This is a genomic window from Pseudomonadota bacterium (assembly GCA_039818985.1).
Classification (GTDB): domain Bacteria; phylum Pseudomonadota; class Alphaproteobacteria; order Sphingomonadales; family Sphingomonadaceae; genus Alterisphingorhabdus.
The window spans coordinates 1,334,480-1,351,867 of record JBCBSU010000001.1 but is presented as its reverse complement, the minus strand read 5'-3'; the positions used below and the strand labels follow the sequence as shown (position 1 = coordinate 1,351,867).

Annotated in this window: 16 protein-coding genes; 9 read left to right on the top strand and 7 right to left on the bottom strand. The window is 58.6% G+C overall.

Annotated features, from left to right (window positions below):
- Nucleotides 1–24: 24 nt before the first annotated feature.
- Nucleotides 25–1,704, top strand: a complete 1,680-nt coding sequence (gene ettA / locus AAFX04_06420; GenBank protein ID MEO1045056.1) for an energy-dependent translational throttle protein EttA — start codon at nt 25–27, stop codon at nt 1,702–1,704.
- Between the two features lie 3 nt (nt 1,705–1,707).
- On the opposite strand, the gene AAFX04_06415 is transcribed toward ettA, so the two are convergent.
- Nucleotides 1,708–2,064, bottom strand: coding sequence for a VOC family protein (locus AAFX04_06415; GenBank protein MEO1045055.1), 357 nt, complete (start codon nt 2,062–2,064; stop codon nt 1,708–1,710).
- Nucleotides 2,065–2,175: 111 nt separating this feature from the next.
- Between AAFX04_06415 and AAFX04_06410 the strand changes: the two genes are divergently transcribed.
- Entirely contained in the window at nt 2,176–3,324 is a 1,149-nt protein-coding gene (locus tag AAFX04_06410) for a hypothetical protein (protein ID MEO1045054.1), read from the top strand.
- 36 nt (nt 3,325–3,360) lie between these two features.
- Here the strand turns inward: AAFX04_06410 and AAFX04_06405 are convergent, their stop codons facing one another.
- The 3 genes from AAFX04_06405 to putP are packed head-to-tail and all read right to left on the bottom strand — an operon-like array spanning nt 3,361 to nt 6,171.
- A complete protein-coding gene (locus AAFX04_06405) occupies nt 3,361–4,080 on the bottom strand; it encodes an NYN domain-containing protein (protein ID MEO1045053.1) in 720 nt (239 codons plus the stop codon).
- Between the two features lie 23 nt (nt 4,081–4,103).
- A complete protein-coding gene (locus AAFX04_06400; protein ID MEO1045052.1) occupies nt 4,104–4,730 on the bottom strand; it encodes a pyridoxamine 5'-phosphate oxidase family protein in 627 nt (208 codons plus the stop codon).
- Entirely contained in the window at nt 4,711–6,171 is a 1,461-nt protein-coding gene (gene putP, locus AAFX04_06395) for a sodium/proline symporter PutP (protein ID MEO1045051.1), read from the bottom strand. Before putP ends, AAFX04_06400 begins: the two co-directional genes overlap by 20 nt.
- 127 nt (nt 6,172–6,298) lie before the next feature.
- On the opposite strand from putP, the gene lipA reads away from it, so the two are divergent.
- Nucleotides 6,299–7,243, top strand: a complete 945-nt coding sequence (gene lipA, locus AAFX04_06390; protein ID MEO1045050.1) for a lipoyl synthase — start codon at nt 6,299–6,301, stop codon at nt 7,241–7,243.
- Between the two features lie 5 nt (nt 7,244–7,248).
- A complete protein-coding gene (locus AAFX04_06385) occupies nt 7,249–7,710 on the top strand; it encodes a type II toxin-antitoxin system RatA family toxin (GenBank protein ID MEO1045049.1) in 462 nt (153 codons plus the stop codon).
- On the opposite strand, the gene AAFX04_06380 is transcribed toward AAFX04_06385, so the two are convergent.
- The 3 genes from AAFX04_06380 to AAFX04_06370 are packed head-to-tail and all read right to left on the bottom strand — an operon-like array spanning nt 7,671 to nt 9,943.
- The gene (locus tag AAFX04_06380; protein MEO1045048.1) at nt 7,671–8,174 is read right to left on the bottom strand and encodes a CinA family protein; all 504 of its coding nucleotides are present in this window, start codon (nt 8,172–8,174) and stop codon (nt 7,671–7,673) included. The two genes, AAFX04_06385 and AAFX04_06380, sit on opposite strands and share 40 nt — an antisense overlap.
- Before the next feature lie 6 nt (nt 8,175–8,180).
- The gene (locus AAFX04_06375; GenBank protein ID MEO1045047.1) at nt 8,181–8,717 is read right to left on the bottom strand and encodes a hypothetical protein; all 537 of its coding nucleotides are present in this window, start codon (nt 8,715–8,717) and stop codon (nt 8,181–8,183) included.
- A 26-nt stretch (nt 8,718–8,743) separates the two neighbouring features.
- Nucleotides 8,744–9,943: a bifunctional 2-C-methyl-D-erythritol 4-phosphate cytidylyltransferase/2-C-methyl-D-erythritol 2,4-cyclodiphosphate synthase gene (locus AAFX04_06370; GenBank protein MEO1045046.1), complete on the bottom strand. Its 1,200-nt coding sequence runs from the start codon at nt 9,941–9,943 to the stop codon at nt 8,744–8,746.
- 143 nt (nt 9,944–10,086) lie between these two features.
- On the opposite strand from AAFX04_06370, the gene dusB reads away from it, so the two are divergent.
- From dusB to AAFX04_06345, 5 genes are all read left to right on the top strand, one after another.
- Complete coding sequence (gene dusB, locus AAFX04_06365; protein ID MEO1045045.1) at nt 10,087–11,097, top strand: tRNA dihydrouridine synthase DusB; 1,011 nt, start codon at nt 10,087–10,089, stop codon at nt 11,095–11,097.
- A gap of 18 nt (nt 11,098–11,115) precedes the next feature.
- Entirely contained in the window at nt 11,116–12,243 is a 1,128-nt protein-coding gene (locus AAFX04_06360) for an ATP-binding protein (protein MEO1045044.1), read from the top strand.
- Nucleotides 12,240–13,670, top strand: a complete 1,431-nt coding sequence (locus tag AAFX04_06355) for a sigma-54 dependent transcriptional regulator (GenBank protein ID MEO1045043.1) — start codon at nt 12,240–12,242, stop codon at nt 13,668–13,670. Before AAFX04_06360 ends, AAFX04_06355 begins: the two co-directional genes overlap by 4 nt.
- Nucleotides 13,671–13,741: 71 nt before the next feature.
- Nucleotides 13,742–15,964, top strand: a complete 2,223-nt coding sequence (locus AAFX04_06350) for an ATP-binding protein (protein ID MEO1045042.1) — start codon at nt 13,742–13,744, stop codon at nt 15,962–15,964.
- A gap of 1 nt (nt 15,965) precedes the next feature.
- Nucleotides 15,966–17,336, top strand: a complete 1,371-nt coding sequence (locus AAFX04_06345; protein MEO1045041.1) for a sigma-54 dependent transcriptional regulator — start codon at nt 15,966–15,968, stop codon at nt 17,334–17,336.
- The last annotated feature ends 52 nt before the right edge of the window (nt 17,337–17,388 follow it).

Here is a 17,388-nt window from a genome sequence, read left to right as displayed (position 1 = left end):
ATTGCAGTAACAGGACACTCCGCAATGGCCGTACAATATAGCTATGTGATGAAGGGTCTGACCAAGACCTATCCCGGCGCCAACAAACCGACGCTGAACGATATTCACCTGCAATTCCTGCCCGATGCCAAGATCGGCATTGTTGGCCCCAATGGCGCGGGTAAATCGACGCTGATGAAGATCATGGCCGGGCTCGACACCGAATTTCAGGGCGAGGCCTGGGCAGGAGAGGGCATTCGTGTCGGCTATCTGGCGCAGGAACCGGAACTGGACAACAGCAAGACTGTCAAAGAAAATGTCATGGACGGTGTGCGGCCCGTTGCCGATCTGGTTGACCGGTTCAACGAGATTAGTGGCCTGATGGCCGATCCGCCCGAAGATGCCGACTTTGACGCGCTCATGGCCGAAATGGGCGATCTACAGGAAAAGATCGACGCGGTTGATGGCTGGACGCTCGATAACCAGCTGGAAATCGCCATGGAAGCCCTGCGCTGTCCGCCGGGCGATGCTTCGGTGGAAAACCTCTCCGGTGGTGAGCGCCGCCGTGTGGCGCTGTGCCGACTGTTGCTGGAAAAACCGGAAATCCTGCTGCTCGACGAGCCGACCAACCATCTCGATGCAGAGAGCGTCTCCTGGCTGGAGAATCATCTGGTCGAATATAAGGGCAATGTCATCATGGTCACCCATGATCGCTACTTCCTCGACAATGTAGTGAAATGGGTACTCGAGCTCGATCGCGGCCGTTATTTTGCCTATGAGTCCAACTATTCGGGCTATCTGGAGAAAAAGGCCAAGCGGCTTGAGCAGGAAGCGCGCGAGGACAAGGGACGCCAGAAAGCGATCAATGAAGAGCTGGACTGGATCCGCAAAAACCCCAAAGGCCGCCAGACCAAATCCAAGGCGCGTATCAAGAGCTTCGACCAACTGGTCGAGGCGCAGGAAAATCGTGATCCGGGCAAGGCGCAAATTCTTATCCAAACGCCCGAACGTCTGGGCGGCAAGGTGATCGAGGCCAAGGGCTTGACCAAGGCCTATGGCGACAAGCTGTTGTTTGAGAATCTCGAATTCACCCTGCCACCGGGCGGGATTGTCGGCGTGATCGGCCCCAATGGCGCGGGTAAATCGACATTGTTCAAGCTGATTACCGGGCAGGAACAGCCCGATAGCGGCGAGATTGAGGTCGGCTCCACAGTCAAGCTCGGCTATGTCGACCAGAGCCGCGATGACCTCGATGCCAGCAAGAATGTCTGGGAAGAGATTTCCGACGGGCTCGATTATTTCCAGCTTGGCAAGCACGAGGTGCAGACCCGCGCCTATGTCGGCGCGTTCAACTTCAAGGGTACCGACCAGCAGAAGAAAGTCGGCCAGCTATCGGGCGGTGAACGCAACCGGGTGCATATGGCCAAGATGCTCAAGGAAGGCGGCAATGTGCTGCTGCTCGACGAGCCGACCAACGACCTCGACGTCGAAACGCTGCGCGCGCTCGAAGATGCTCTCGAAAGCTTCGCCGGCTGCGCCGTGGTGATCTCGCACGACCGTTTCTTCCTCGACCGCCTGGCGACGCATATCCTGGCGTTTGAGGGTGACAGCCATGTCGAATGGTTTGAAGGCAATTTCGAGAGCTATGAGGAAGACAAGCGGCGGCGTCTGGGTGATGCCGCGGATCGGCCTACGCGATTGGCGTATAAGAAGTTGACGCGGTAAAACTCAGCGACCCGGCACGAACAGCTCATCGCCGTCCATCTCTATCAATCCGAATTTGTTGCCGGCAGGATCAAAAAACAGGCCCAGTGCCGCGATGCCCGGAACCTCGAAGCGGCCTTTTTCGATAGAACCGCCTGCCGCCACAATCTCTTCCACTGTGGCGGCAATATCGGGCACGCCGATATAGAACAGCTTTTCCGCCGGATCCGAACGGAAAGTCCCTTGCAGTGATACCGCATTGCCAGGGGCGAACGGCGCAGAGCCCTTGCAGTCCCAGCCGAAAACGTCGGCATAGAATGTACGTAGCGCCTGCTCGTCAGGGCCAGCAATATCGAAAAACATGATTGGTGCAGCAGTCATGGCCTCGCTCCATGGTGTTTTGCCCTGCTTATCATGAGGGCGTGGGATATGCACCCAAGTCCAGTATGACTGTCTCTGAATTGACGCATTGATGGCATAGAGGCGCGTGCGATGAGCGATTTTGCGCCTGTGCTGTTCGATCCTGCCGATCCGCCCGAGGATGTGTGGCGGGATGCAGACCCAGCCATTACCTCCTTTTTTCAGCAGGCGGCTGTCCTTCCTCTGGCCGAGCGTATCGCGAATACCGGAGGCATAGACCTGTGCGCCCTCCGCCACGGTCCGCACCTTCTCCCCGTCACCATCAGCCATGGCGGTATGGGTGGCAGCTATGTGGTGCAGCCGCACAGTGCCTATGTCGGTTATGCCAAGGATGAGTTGCATGAGGCCGGGCTGGGCATGGCGGCACCGTTGGTGGGTGCCGGGTTGAGCGCGATTGGCGGGTTGCTGCGCGCGGCGAATATCAATCGGGTGGCGATGCTCGATAATTTCCTGTTCGCCACCAATTTGCACGGGGGTTGGCAAGGGGAGGGGATTGCCGCGATGCGTGAGGCGGTGCTGGCGCATTATCCCGACCATATGCTGGCGATCCGCAGTGTCGATGACTGGTCCTCGCCTGCGCTCTATCAGGTGCTGTGCGATGATGGCTGGTTGATGATACCGTCGCGGCAAATCTGGGTGATTGATGATGTCGCGGCGCAGTGGCGTCCGCGCAGCCACACCAAGAGCGACCGGCGCAAATTCCGTAAATCGGGGCTGGTGGCGGAGGGCATCAGCGCCATGACGGCCAGTGACGCGGAACGGATCGCAGCGCTGTACAAGGCGCTGTATCTCGACAAATATTCTATGCTCAATCCGCAATTTACGCCTGAATGGATCAAGCTGCTTTCGGATAGCAAACTGGTCGATTTTCAGGTGGTGCGTGATGGCGAAGGGAGCATTATGGGCATCGCCGGATGCTTTGCCCGCGGCGATGTGCTGACGGTGCCGGTGCTCGGCTATGATATGACCGCCCCGCGCGAGGCTGCGCTCTATCGCATCGCCAGCCTGTTATTCGGCGATTATGCGATGGAACATGGCCTGCGGCTCAATTGTTCGGCCGGGGCGGGCAGCTTCAAAGCCGCCCGCGGCGCGCGATCACATATCGAATATATGGCCTGCTACATCGCGCATCTGCCAAAGCCGCGGCAAATGGCAATGCGCGCCATGGCGTGGGGGATGGGTGAAATTGCCATGCCGGCGCTGGTCAAACGGGGGTTATGATCAAAAATCCCTCTCCCGCTGGCGGCAGAGGAGAGGTTAGTTCAATCGTTTCACATAAATTTGGCCATTGGCGTCACGGCGGGTTTTGAAATTGGGGACTTCCTCGAACATGTCCGACAGCCGCGAAAAGCCGTAATTGCGTACGTCGAAGCTAGAGCGGTTGCCGGCAATCTTGCCGACGGCACTGAGGCTGGCATAACCTTCGGAGTCACGTTTGCTCGCCTGATAGGCATCGATCAGCAAGTGCAGAAGATCCTCATCTACACCTTTGCCGGCATCCTTGCCATTGTCCTGTTCGGCCTTCTCCGCACGGATCAGGGCATTAACGTCGATAAAGCGGGTACAGGCCTGTTTGAAGGCCTCGGGCGTCTTCTGACCGCCAAAGCCATAGACTGGTATGCCCTCCTGGCGGATGCGCATGGCCAGTGGCATGAAATCGCTGTCCGAGCTCATAATGCCGAAGCCGTCGATCCGGCCATGGAACAGCATATCCATGGCATCTATGGTCATTTTCATATCGGTAGCGTTCTTGCCCTTGGTAATGTCAAATTGCTGCTGCGGCTCGATGCCATAGCGATGCACCAGGTCGACCCAGCCCTTGAGGCTCTGCTTGCGCCAATTGCCATAGGCGCGGCGAATATTGACCGTCCCCAGTTCCGCCAGCACCGTCAGCACAGGATCAATACCGGCAGGTGAGGCGTTATCGGCGTCGATCAGCAGCGCAACATTGGGATTATCATTCTGGTTGTTCGGCATATCCGGTCTTTCGGTTAATGGGGTCAGGGCACCATCCAGTGGCCGTGCCACCTGCTATCAGCATCATGGATGAATTGTGCCCGGCGATGGCCGGTATGGGCAAGATAGAGCCATTCCATCCGGTTGATGGTCGCCAACAGCAGGGCAAAGTTATTGCGGCCATGCTCGCTGCGTTGCTGCGTTGGCTCAATACCCTCCAGGTCCGCAGGCAGTCCCGATGATGGCGTTTCGGTAAGGCTGCCTGGAGCCGGATCTGCGAGGTAACAGCGCCGCGCGAACAGGCTCGCCTTTTCCCAAGCACAATCGGGGCGCGGACCCTGTTGTTCGATTCTTGCATTGCCATGCATGCGGATCTGGATTTTCGCCCTGGCGTCATAAGCAAGGATCGAAATCGGCGAGCCATCACTAATCATATCCACCTTGGCAGCACGGGCATCGGTGTGAAAGCGCAACAGACGCTCTGCACTATCGGCCTCGCGCAACACCATGATACGCTGATGCGGCTGTCCTTCACGATCGACATTACCAATGGTCAGTTGATGGAAGCCATGGCGGCGATCCTTGGCGCCGCGGTGCAATCGTTGCCAGCAATCACTCACAATTGCATCGAGATTATCGGTATAGCCGCTGTTACTCATAGGCAGGGACATTGCCAGCGCTGGGTTGGGTTGCAAGTGATACTGCAATAATCGCCAGCATCGCCGCGACAAAGCCGGGAATGATCTCATAAATGCCGCCAAGCCCGTAAAAATCACTATCCCAGCCCATGCCAATCCAGCCGATCACCACCAACGCCCCGGTCACCAGCCCGGCAACCGCACCGACGCCAGTCATACGCGGCCAGCATAGTGACAAAAGAATGAGTGGTCCAAAGGCACCACCAAAGCCGGCCCAGGCGTTGGCGACCAGGCCGAGCACTTGGCTTTCTGGATCGAGAGCGATCAATCCCGCGGCAATCGCCACCGCTGCCACAGCCAAACGGCCGACCGTTACCAGTTCGCCCTCACTGGCATCACGACGCAGAAAACGGCGGTAAAAATCCTCGGTGAGGGAAGAAGACGACACCAGTAGCTGTGAGGAAATGGTGCTCATAATCGCCGCCAGCAGCGCTGCCAACAGGAAGCCGGTGATCAAAGGGTGAAACAACATATCGGCAAGCAGGATGAATATGGTCTCCGGATCGTCGAGCGTCAGGCTATTGGCGTTGACATAGGCACGGCCTGCCAGTGCGACGCCGATAGCACCGACCAGCGATACTCCCATCCAGCCCATACCGATTGCGCGCGCAGTGGGCAGATCATCGACACTGCGCAGTGCCATGAAGCGGACGATGATATGCGGCTGACCGAAATAACCCAGACCCCAGGCAGTGGCGGAGAGAAAGCCTGCCAGTGTCAGCCCTTCGGTGAGGCTGAGCGGGCTCGGGTCGATGGCGGCCAAAAGCGCTTCGGTCTCGCCCCATCCGCCGAGATTGATCACAGCAACCACCGGCATCAGGGCCAGCGCCACCACCATGATGCAGCCTTGGACGAAATCGGTCAGGCTGACCGCGAGAAAACCGCCGAACATGGTATAGGCAAGCACCACACCCGCCGTCAGCCAGACACCGACAAGATAATCCTGACCAAAGGCGCTGGCGAAAAGCTTGCCGCCGCCAACCAGCCCGGCAGCGGTATAGACGGTGAAAAAGACAATGATGACAATCGCCGAGATGGTGCGCAGCAATAGCGCCTTGTCGGGAAAGCGACGACCGAGAAATTGCGGGATGGTGAGGCTGTTGCCAAGCGCTTCGGTCTGTTGCCTGAGCCTCGGTGCTACGATGATCCAGTTGGCCAGCGCCCCGACGAACAGCCCGATGCCGATCCATGCTTCGACCAGCCCGCTGACATAAAGCGCGCCAGGCAGGCCGAGCAACAGCCATCCCGACATGTCGGACGCCCCGGCAGACAGTGCCGCAACAGCAGGAGACAATTGCCGCCCGCCGAGCATATAGCCTTCGATATCGCTGGTCGATTTTCTCCAGGCATAAAGACCGATGCCCAGCATGGCGATGAAATAGAGGGCGAGAGTAACGAGCGTTCCGGTTTCCATGGCGGCGGGGCCTAGACGATATGGCCTATGCGATCAATGATAGCGCGGGGAATGATAGCCGCGACCAATTGGCTTGCGGCGGTTGCTACCATTGCATCGCCAAGCTTGTATCGCTATCTGCATCCCCATGAACGACATGTCCGCAAAACCCGAACAAGCACCGCGTCCACCACGCGTCCGCAAGCCCGAATGGATCCGGGTGAAAGCGCCTGTGAGCAAGGGATTCCACGAGACCCGCAAGCTGATGCGCGATCTCAACCTCAACACCGTGTGTGAAGAGGCAGCGTGCCCCAATATCGGTGAATGCTGGACCAAGAAACATGCCACGGTTATGATCCTCGGCGATGTCTGCACCCGGGCCTGTGCCTTTTGCAACGTCAAGACCGGTATGCCGCGTCCGGTCGATCCGATGGAACCGGAAAATCTTGCGGTCGCAGCGGCCAAGATGGGCTTGCAGCATATTGTTGTCACTTCGGTCGATCGCGATGATCTGCCCGATGGTGGTGCCAGCCAGTTCGTCAAGGTGATCGAGGCACTGCGTCGCAACACGCCGGACACCACCATTGAGATTCTCACGCCCGATTTTCGCAACAAATCGGAAGCCGCGGTAGAGGCAATCGTCACCGCGCGGCCCGATGTTTATAACCATAATCTGGAAACGGTACCGCGTCTCTATCCGACCATTCGCCCTGGCGCGCGCTATTACGCTTCGATCCGTCTGCTCGAGCAGGTCAAGCGCCATGATCCGTCGATCTTCACCAAATCGGGTATCATGCTGGGACTGGGTGAGGAACGGCTCGAAGTGCATCAGGTGATGGACGACATGCGCTCGGCCGATATCGATTTCATGACTATGGGTCAGTATCTGCAACCGACGCCGAAACATGCCAAGGTCGCCGATTTCGTCACCCCCAAGGCCTTTGACGCCTATGCCGCCATTGCCCGGGCCAAGGGTTTCTTGCTGGTGGCCTCAAGCCCGTTGACCCGTTCCAGCTATCATGCCGGTGACGATTTCGAACGGCTGCGCAAGGCACGCGAGGAGCAGCTTGCCAAACAGGCTGCCCAGCGCTGAGCCTGATGCCCAGTCATAGCGAAACCCGCTATCTGCCCTATACGCCGCAACAGGTTTACGATCTGGTGGCCGATGTCGATTCCTATGAGGAATTCCTGCCATGGGTTGTCGGTACGCGCATCCGCTCGGACAGCGAGACTGAGATGGTCGCGGATATGATTGTCGGCTTCAAACAGCTGCGTGAGAAGTTCACCTCACATGTCACCAAAAAGCCGGGTGAGGCTATTATTGTCGAATATCTCGACGGGCCATTGCGCAATCTGGAAAATCGCTGGCTATTCCATCCGCATGGCAACGATCGGTGCCGGGTCGACTTTTACGTCGCCTTCAACTTTCACAATCGCTTTTTCGAGCGACTGGCGGGGCAGTATTTCGACAAGGCGTTCCGCAAGATGGTTGCCGCTTTCGAGACGCGTGCCGATGCGCTTTATGGCAGGAAAAGCTCCAGCGCGCACAACGCCGCCTGACGACGAATTTCATCACGGCTCAGATCTTCACCGAAACGCTTGAGTTCGGCTACCACTTTTTCCGGGTCATCCCCTTTTTTGATGCACGCAAAAACCACAGTGCCGACAGGTTTCTTCTCGGTGCCGCCGCCGGGGCCGGCAACACCGGTGATCGAAACCGCAATATCCGCTCCCGATTTCGCCAAGGCACCCTTGGCCATGGCCCAGGCCACGGCGATCGAAACTGCGCCAAAGGCATCGATGATATCGGGGCTGACCTCCAGTTCCTCGGTCTTGGCGGCGTTGGAATAGGTGACATAACCGCGCTCGAATACGTCCGAGCTGCCCGGCCATTCGGTCAGCGCCGCCGAAACCAGCCCGCCGGTGCAACTTTCGGCCACAGCAATGCGCCGACCCGCTTCGCGGTTGCCGTCCAGCACTTGCTGGGCGATGCTGGCAATGTCATCGGGCACCAATGCAGCCATGGCCGATCAGTCACCGGCAGCTGTGATTGGGCAAATCTTCAGCGGAGACTCTTTATCGCCCGAAATCTCGACAAGGGCAACGATCAGCGACGCACTCTGCTGCGGTGACATGGCCTTTAGCGAGGTATAAATCCGGTTGATCGAACCACAGCTTTCGGGCTTGATATCACCGGCAATCTGCTGGCCCAGAACCCCATCGAGAAGTGGCATAAGCTGGTCATAGCCAAGGCTGCGCAATTCTGCAGGCATTTCGGTCCCGCCGATTACCATGAATGTATCGAGCGCAGTCGGAAAGGCTTCGCGCGCCGCCGGTACGAGCACGGTATCGACATGGCTGGAAGATGTCGCCAGTTCCGCACCGGCAGGCAAATGCGGCTGGCACAGATCACTGACTGAACGGATGATGCCAGGCATCACCGCAATCATCAGCGCCTCTGCCTGTTCGACGGTCGCGCAGCTTGCTGCGTTGTCCTGCGCCAGAGCTGCCTGGTGCGAAGCCAGTGCCGACAGGGCCAGTGCTCCAGCGAAAAATTTTCTTGCCATTTTTACCATGATTTCTGTCCTACTCTTCAGTTTGCTGACACTATAAGCGCGCTGGCCTGTGCGGCAATCCCTTCGCGCCGTCCGGTAAAGCCCAGCGCCTCGGTTGTCGTGGCCTTGATGCTTACCGTATCGATCGAAAGCCCCAATATCTCTGCAACCCGGCTGCGCATGGTCTCGCGATGCGGCTTCACCTTGGGTGCCTCGCATATCAGCGTAATATCGACATTGCCGATTTTATAGCCCGCACGGCGCACCTGCACCGCAGCATGCTCGAGAAAGCGGTCAGACGAGGCGCCGGCCCATCGTGGGTCATTATCCGGGAAATGGTCGCCAATATCTCCTATAGCCAAGGCACCGAGCAGCGCGTCGGTCAGTGCATGCAGCCCGACATCGGCATCGCTATGGCCTTTTAGCCCGGCATTATGGCCAATTTTGACACCACATAGCCAGATATGATCCCCGGGCTCGAAACGGTGAACATCATAGCCATTGCCGATGCGGATCACGGGAAGGGGGCTAGCCGTCTTGCTCTCCATTATCTCTCCATCCCTGATAAAATCCTCGGCGAAGGTGATTTTGCCAAGCCGTTCATCACCTTCCACAGCGGCGACATTATGTCCCGCTTGCTGAACCATGCGTGCATCATCTGTTGGCACGGCGTCAGCTTCATCTGACCAGTCTTTATGCGCCTCGGCCAGAATTCCGAAGCGAAATGCCTGCGGCGTCTGCACTCTGACAAAAGCATCACGGTCAACCGCCTCGCCGAGCAATGCCCCGGCATTTTCCGTCATGCTGTCGACCATGGGCAGCACCGGAACCGCACCAGCATGATCTTCCAGCGCAGCGAGCAGACGATCAATCACTCCGTGTGACAGGCCGGGACGGGCAGCATCATGCACCAGCACCAGGCTGTTGGCATCGATGCCGGTCTTGGCCAGCGCCGCCACCCCATTGGCGACGGATGCCATGCGACTGTCGCCGCCCATGGTGATGGTGATGCGCGGATCATGGGGCAGAATGTCGCCCGCCTGCTGTTCCTGCCCGGCACCGATGACCACCACAAGATGCTGCAAGTCGTTATGCGCCAACAGGCTTTCAACGCTGTGCGCCAGCAGCGGTTGGCCGCGATAGTCGCGATATTGCTTGGGGCTGTCGCCGCCTGCGCGCGATCCGCTCCCGGCGGCAACAATGATGGCCTGAAACTCGCTCACAACATCATGCCCCATGACAAATCGATTGGCGCTTGTCCATGCGGCAGATTGCGGGATAGCTGCGCGAACGCCCATTGTCGCGCCGCAGACTTGCGGAATTGGGGAATTGCGGCTATCGGCTGCCTAAATTTTCATCACCCCATAGTCGAGTAAAATGCATGGCGCTCGCCCCGATCAAAATCGGTAATCATGAAATTGCCTGTCCGGTGATCCTGGCGCCGATGACGGGTGTTACCGATCGTCCGTTCCGCACTCTGGTGCGGCGTTTCGGCTCGGGTCTCAACGTCACCGAGATGATCGCCAGCGAAGCGATGATCCGCGAAACCCGGCAATCGCTGCAAAAGGCGGCCTGGGCACCGTCCGAAGAGCCGGTATCGATGCAGCTCGCCGGTTGTGCTCCTGAGCGCATGGCCGAAGCGGCCAGGCTCAACGAGGATCGTGGCGCGGCGATTATCGACATCAATATGGGCTGTCCGGTGAAAAAGGTGGTCAATGGCGATGCCGGTTCGGCGCTGATGCGCGACCTTCCGCTCGCGGCATCATTGATCAAGGCTACGGTTGATGCTGTCGATGTCCCGGTTACGGTGAAGATGCGTATGGGCTGGTGCCATGACAGCCTCAACGCGCCTGAACTGGCGCATATTGCCGAGGATCTGGGCGCCAAGATGATCACCGTGCATGGCCGCACGCGCAACCAGATGTACAAGGGGCATGCCGACTGGGCCTTTATCCGCAAGGTCAAGGATGCGGTGTCGATCCCGGTCATTGTCAATGGCGATATCTGCTCGATCGAGGATGCCGAAACCGCACTGGACCAAAGCGGCGCCGATGGCGTGATGATCGGTCGCGGTGCCTATGGCAAGCCTTGGCTGCTGGGGCAGGTGATGCACTGGTTCAACCAGTCGGGCGGGGATCGCACCCGCTTGCCCGATCCCGATCTGGCGACGCAATATCATGTCATTGTCGAGCATTATCGCGCCATGCTGGCGCTATATGGCGAGAATGTCGGTGTCCGCGTCGCGCGCAAGCATCTCGGCTGGTACACCAAGGGCCTGACTGGCTCTGCCGACTTCCGCAATGCGGTCAACCGTATGGAAGACCCGGAACAGGTCATCGACAGTCTGACCGCTTTTTACGAACCCTGGCTGGAACAGCGGCAGGCCGCTTGAGCCGCATGGTGGCCTGGCGTGCCTGACAGGATCGGCATTATCGACAGGAACGATACGCCTAGCCTCGCGGACACCGCTGCGGCGTTGCCGGTATCGATATTGCTGATCGCGCCCGATGGCATGATTGCCGATGCCAATGCGGCGGCGGAGACCCTTCTTGCCGCCAGTCGGTCGACGCTGGCGCGCCATGCACTCTCCGCCATATTGCATTTCGCCGATCCGCGGCTGGCACTGGCGCTGGATAATGCCGATGCGGATATCACCGTGCGCGATGCATCCTGCCGGATCAGTGGCATCGAAAAGCGTTTCAGTATCGACATGTCCCTGTCGCCCATGGCCGAATGGCCGGGTTGGCGGGTAGCGGCGATGATCCCCTCCTATGCACCCGATGGCATTGCTTCCTATAGTGATGCCGATGACGGTGCTGCGGCGTTGCGCGGGCCGGAGATATTGGCACATGAGATCAAGAACCCGCTGGCCGGGATACGTGGCGCCGCGCAGCTTCTGGCGCGCCAACAGCGAGGCAGGGATGATAATGGCGAAGGCGATCTGGTGGCACTGATAGCGCATGAGGTGGACCGCATCGCCGAACTGATCGACCGGATGCAGTTTCGTGGTCGTGCTGTTGTCGGTCAGACCGGACCGGTCAACGTCCATGAGGTACTCGACCGTGTGAAGATGCTTTGCCTTGCCGAACATGACCGGCAGATCAGGATTGTCGAACATTATGATCCCTCGCTACCTGAAATCATGGCTTCGGTGCCGGTGCTGACCCAGATTGTGCATAATCTGGTGTCCAACGCCGCCGATGCCTGCCTCAATCAGGATAATCCGGTGATCACGCTGAGCAGCCATTTCGCTCCCGGCCTGCGCATCGAAAGCCGCCGCGAGGGCAAGATGATCCGCTTGCCAGTGGAGATCCGGGTGACCGATAATGGCCCCGGTGTCGCTGACAGCATCGCGCCGCATCTGTTTACCCCCTTTGCTACCAGCAAGGTCAACGGGCAGGGGCTCGGGCTGGCATTGGTACGCCAGATGGTGACACAGATGCAGGGCCGCATTGTCTATCGCCGTGACGAGGACAAGGGAGAAACCCAGTTCCGCCTGTTCTTTGCCGCGGCGGACCAGAAGGGGCGGAACACATGACCCGCATATTGCTAGCCGAGGATGATCGCACCATCGCCCATGTGCTGACCGCGGCGCTGACCGCCGAGGGGTGGGAGGTCGATGTTGTGCAGCGTCGTGACGAACGCGACAGCCAGCTTGGCATGCATGATTATGCGCTGCTGATTACCGATGTCCTGCTCGAAGATGGTGACAGCCTCGATAGCCTTGCCAAGCTGTCGCAGCGGCTCGAACCGGAAATCCCGGTGATTGTGATGTCGGCGCAGAACACCCTCGATACCGCCGTGCGCGCCAGCGACCTCGATGCCTTTGAATATTTTCCCAAGCCGTTCGACCTCGAGGCACTGATTGCCTCAGCACAAAAAGCAGTGTCGTCGCAAAAGGCCAGGGCTAACAATGCCGCGGGTGCAGGGGAGGCGCTTGCCGAGACTTCCGAAGGCATGCAGATCATCGGTCGCAGCACCGCAATGCAGCATGTCTATCGCGCCATTGGCAAGGTACTGAAAAACGACCTTTCGGTTCTGCTGCTTGGCGAATCCGGCACCGGTAAGGAGCTGGTGGCAGAAGCGATCCACTATGCTGGCCACCGCAAACAGGGGCCGTTTGTCCCCGTCAATGTCGCTGCAATCCCGTCCGAGCTGATCGAGTCGGTACTGTTCGGTCATGAGAGGGGCGCCTTTACCGGCGCTGTAGAGCGTCAGATCGGCATGTTCGAGCAGGCCCATGGCGGCACCCTGTTTCTCGATGAAATTGGCGATATGTCGATGGCGGCACAAACGCGCCTGCTGCGCGCACTGCAGGAGGGGTATATCGTCCGTATTGGCGGCCACGAGCAGATTCGCATCAATGTCAGGATTATCGCCGCGACGCACCAGGATTTCGAGGCCCTGATAGCGGCGGGGCAATTCCGCGAAGATCTGTATTACCGGATCAATGTGTTGCCAATCACGCTGCCGCCGCTGCGGCAAAGGCGCGAGGATATACCCGATCTGGTGCGGCATTTTGCCGGCAGAGCCATGCATCAGGGGCTAGATGAAAAGCGCTTTACCAAGGGCGCTATTGCCGCGTTGCAGACGCCAGAGTGGCGCGGCAATGTCCGCGAACTGAGAAATGCGGTGATGCGGATTATCGCCATGACCAGTGGCGACACGGTGACGCAATCCATGGTCACCGAGCTGCTGGGGCCGGCCAGTGCGGCCAGCGATGACAATGCCGCATTCGAGGCGGCAGTGGATCTATTGCTGCAGCGCATCTCTGGGGATGATGGCGATATTTATGCGTCGGCCCTTTCCCTGTTGGAGAAACCACTATTGCAAAGGGTGATGAGCCGCGCCGGACACAATCAGATCCAGGCGGCGCAATTGCTCGGTATCAATCGCAACACGCTGAGGAAGAAGCTGAAGCAGCACGGCCTTTTGCCAGAGACTGCACGACAAGGCGACAAATAACGTCGACAAACTGTCCATATCCACTGACATTTGTGTTTTACTGGCAACACTAGTGCTGTATTGCATCACTAATGGCGTCGACGAGCATATTCCCCTCCATTGCCGGCTGGTTCCGCACTGCAGATAATGTTTCCAGTGCCGATAGTGACCGGCGCTACGCCTATGCCGAATGGGGCATGACGGCGTTGCTGCTCACAATGCTGGCTATTACCGTCCGGATATTGACTGCAGAGGATGCGGCCGACAGGGTATTGCCTGCAATCTGGGCATCCAGCCTGCTTCTTGCCAATCTGTTCCCGGCAATGATGATATTGGTGCTGCTGGCGCGGCGCTTTGCCAAGCGGCGCGCGGAAAGGGCGATTGCCGGTTCGTCGGGCCTTTACCATACCAGGCTTGTCGGTTTGTTCGCGATTGTCGCTGCTGTACCGACTTTGCTGGTGGTGTTCTTCGCCTCGCTATTGTTCCAATATGGTGTCGAATTCTGGTATTCCGACCGCGCCCGCAACGTGCTGGAAAACGCCAATGAACTGGCGCTGGGCTATAATGATCAGAGCGCGCGCGATGTGCGCAATGAGAGTCTCGCCATGGCCGAGGATCTCAGCGGCTATCTGCGCCAGACAACCGTCGACAACCCCGAATTCGCCGAGGCCTATTCCTATCAGGTCGTGGTACGAAAGTTCAACGAATCCGCGATATTGGAGCGCGGCGATGATGGTGTCTTGCGCACTGCGGTGATCGTCGATCCCAATGACCGCAATCTGGCGTCACGAGTGACTGCCGAGATGCTGGGTGAGCTGCGCGCGGGCAATGATGTCGCACTCGCCTTCACCGATGACCGGATCGAGGCGGTGACCATGCTCGATGGTGCCGGCGATGTGTTCCTTTATGCCTCACGTGCCTCAAGCCAGCTGGCTCTGAGCCAGTGGGAGAGAGCACGTGCCGTGCTCAACGATTATGACGCGCTTTCGGGACGAACCCGCTCGCTGCAATTGCGCTTCAATGTGGCGTTGTATCTGGTGTCGCTGCTGTTGCTGGCGATTGCACTCTGGGTCGCGGTCAAATTCGCAGACCGGATGGTGGCGCCGCTGAGCGATCTGGTAGGAGCCTCGCGCGAGGTAAGCCGCGGCAATTTCGCTGCGCGTGTCAGCGATACCGAGGCGCGCGACGAGGTCAGCATGCTCGGCCGCGCATTTAACAGCATGACCGAGAAGCTGGACGAGCAGCGCCAGGCGCTGGTTCGCGCCAATCATCAACTCGATGAGCGTCGGGTGTTCATGCAGACGGTTGTCGAGTCGGTCAGCGCCGGGATCATCTCGGTCGATGATGAAGGGATTGTGCGGCTGATGAACAGTTCGGCACAGGAGCTGCTGATTGATCAGGGACAGAGCTTTATCGACCGGCCATTATCCGAAATCGCACCCTTTCTTGCCGATGTTGCCGAGAGCGAACAGGGCCGTGCGGTGGTGCAGTTCCGTCGTGGCAATGATCTGCTGACGCTGGCAGCCCGCAGCAGTCCGGGCGGGGTAGGGCAGGTCATCACCTTTGATGACATCACCCAGCAACTGCTTGACCAGCGTCAGGCGGCCTGGTCCGATGTCGCGCGGCGCATTGCGCATGAGATCAAGAACCCGCTGACACCGATCCAGCTTGCTTCGGAACGCCTGAAACGCCGCTTTGGCGAGCGTATCGGCGATGATATGGATACCTTCAACCAGCTTACCGAGACGATCATTCGCCAGGTTGGTGACCTGCGGAATATGGTCGATGAATTCTCTTCCTTTGCGCGCATGCCAAAACCGGTTTTCCGTGAGGAGAATCTGATCGATCTGGTACGCCAGGCCGTATTCATGCAGCGTGTCGCCCATTCGGGGATAACTTTCACGACCGAGCATGATGTTGAAGAGTGCCTGTTCTCCTGCGACCGGCGGCAAATATCGCAGGCGATCATCAACCTGCTGAAAAATGCGGTTGAGGCCATTGAGGCAAAGCATGAAGCCGAAGGGCGTAATGAAGAAAATGCCAGCGGCACCATAATGGTCGAAATCCGGTCGGATGACACAAATGTCGACATCGTCATCAGCGATGATGGCATCGGGCTGCCCGAAGATCATGACCATTTGATCGAACCTTATGTGACGACCCGCGACAAAGGCACCGGCCTTGGTCTCGCGATCGTCAAGAAAATTGTCGAGGAACATTTCGGCAGCATCGCCTTTGCCACATCTGCAATGGGCGGCGCCGAGGTACGGCTGCACTTCGACACCAGCATTACCCAAGATCCAGTGAGCGAATAAGATGGCCCTCGATATACTGATTGTCGATGATGAGAGAGATATCCGTGAACTCGTAGCCGGTGTGCTCGAGGATGAAGGCTATAGCTGCCGCACCGCCGCCGATAGCGATTCTGCGCTGCAAGCGATTGATGAACGCCGGCCATCATTGCTGTTGCTCGATGTCTGGCTCAAGGGCAGCCGCCTGGACGGGCTGGAAATACTCGACGCGGTAAAGGAACGCGATCCGGAACTGCCGGTGCTGATCTTTTCCGGCCATGGCAATATCGATACAGCGGTATCGGCCGTATCGCGCGGTGCCATCGACTTTATCGAAAAGCCGTTCGAGGCGGAGCGGCTGATCCATCTGGTCGCACGCGCCACTGAAACCGACAGGTTGCGGCGCGAAAATGCCCGTTTGCGGCGCAAGCTCGGTATTGCCGAGGAGCTGAATGGCAATTCCACGGCAATAAACGGAGTGCGGGCGACGCTGAAAAAAGTGTCGACCACCGGCAGCCGGCTGCTGATCACCGGCCCGGCAGGGGTGGGCAAAGAGGTCGCGGCGCGGCTGCTGCACAGCTGGAGCCCCCGCGCCGATGCCGCCTTTGTGTCCATCAGCTCGGCGCGAATGACGCCCGAAGGGTTTGAGGAACAGCTTTTCGGCCTGGAAGATAATGGCAAGCTGATGCGCACCGGCCTGCTGGAAAGTGCGCATGGCGGCACCCTTTTCCTCGATGAGGTCGCCGATATGCCGCTGTCGACCCAGGCCAAGATTTTGCGGGTGCTTACCGATCAGAGCTTTATGCGCGTCGGCGGCACACGGCAGATAAAGGTCGATGTCCGCTTTGTTTCGGCAACCGCACGCGACCTCAACACCGAAATTCGCGAGGGGCGGTTCCGTGAAGACCTGTTCTACCGACTCAATGTCGTACCTGTAGCCATTCCGCCGCTGAGCGAACGGCGCGACGATATTCCCGCACTGGTTGAGCATTATCTCACCCGCTTGGCGGTGGAGCATGGCATCGCATCGCCCAATATCAGCAGCGAAGCCATGGCGGCACTGCAGAGCTATGACTGGCCGGGCAATGTCCGCCAGCTGCGCAACCTGGTCGAGCGCATGGTGATCCTGGCACCGCAAGGCGAGGTGGCGCAGATAGAGCTCGACATGCTGCCAACCGAAATCGTGCAGGGCGAGAGCGATCAGGGCCTGGGTGTATCGACGCTCACAGGGGTGCCGTTGCGCGAGGCGCGCGAGAATTTCGAGCGCGAATATCTCAAGGTACAGATTCGCCGCTTTTCGGGAAATATTTCAAAAACTGCGACATTTATCGGCATGGAACGCTCGGCGCTGCACCGCAAGCTGAAGCTGCTCGGCCTCAACGAACGCAAATCATAGACGACTATTCTGCTCCGGCGCGGGATTACGCTTGTGCAATGACTAGGTCCGT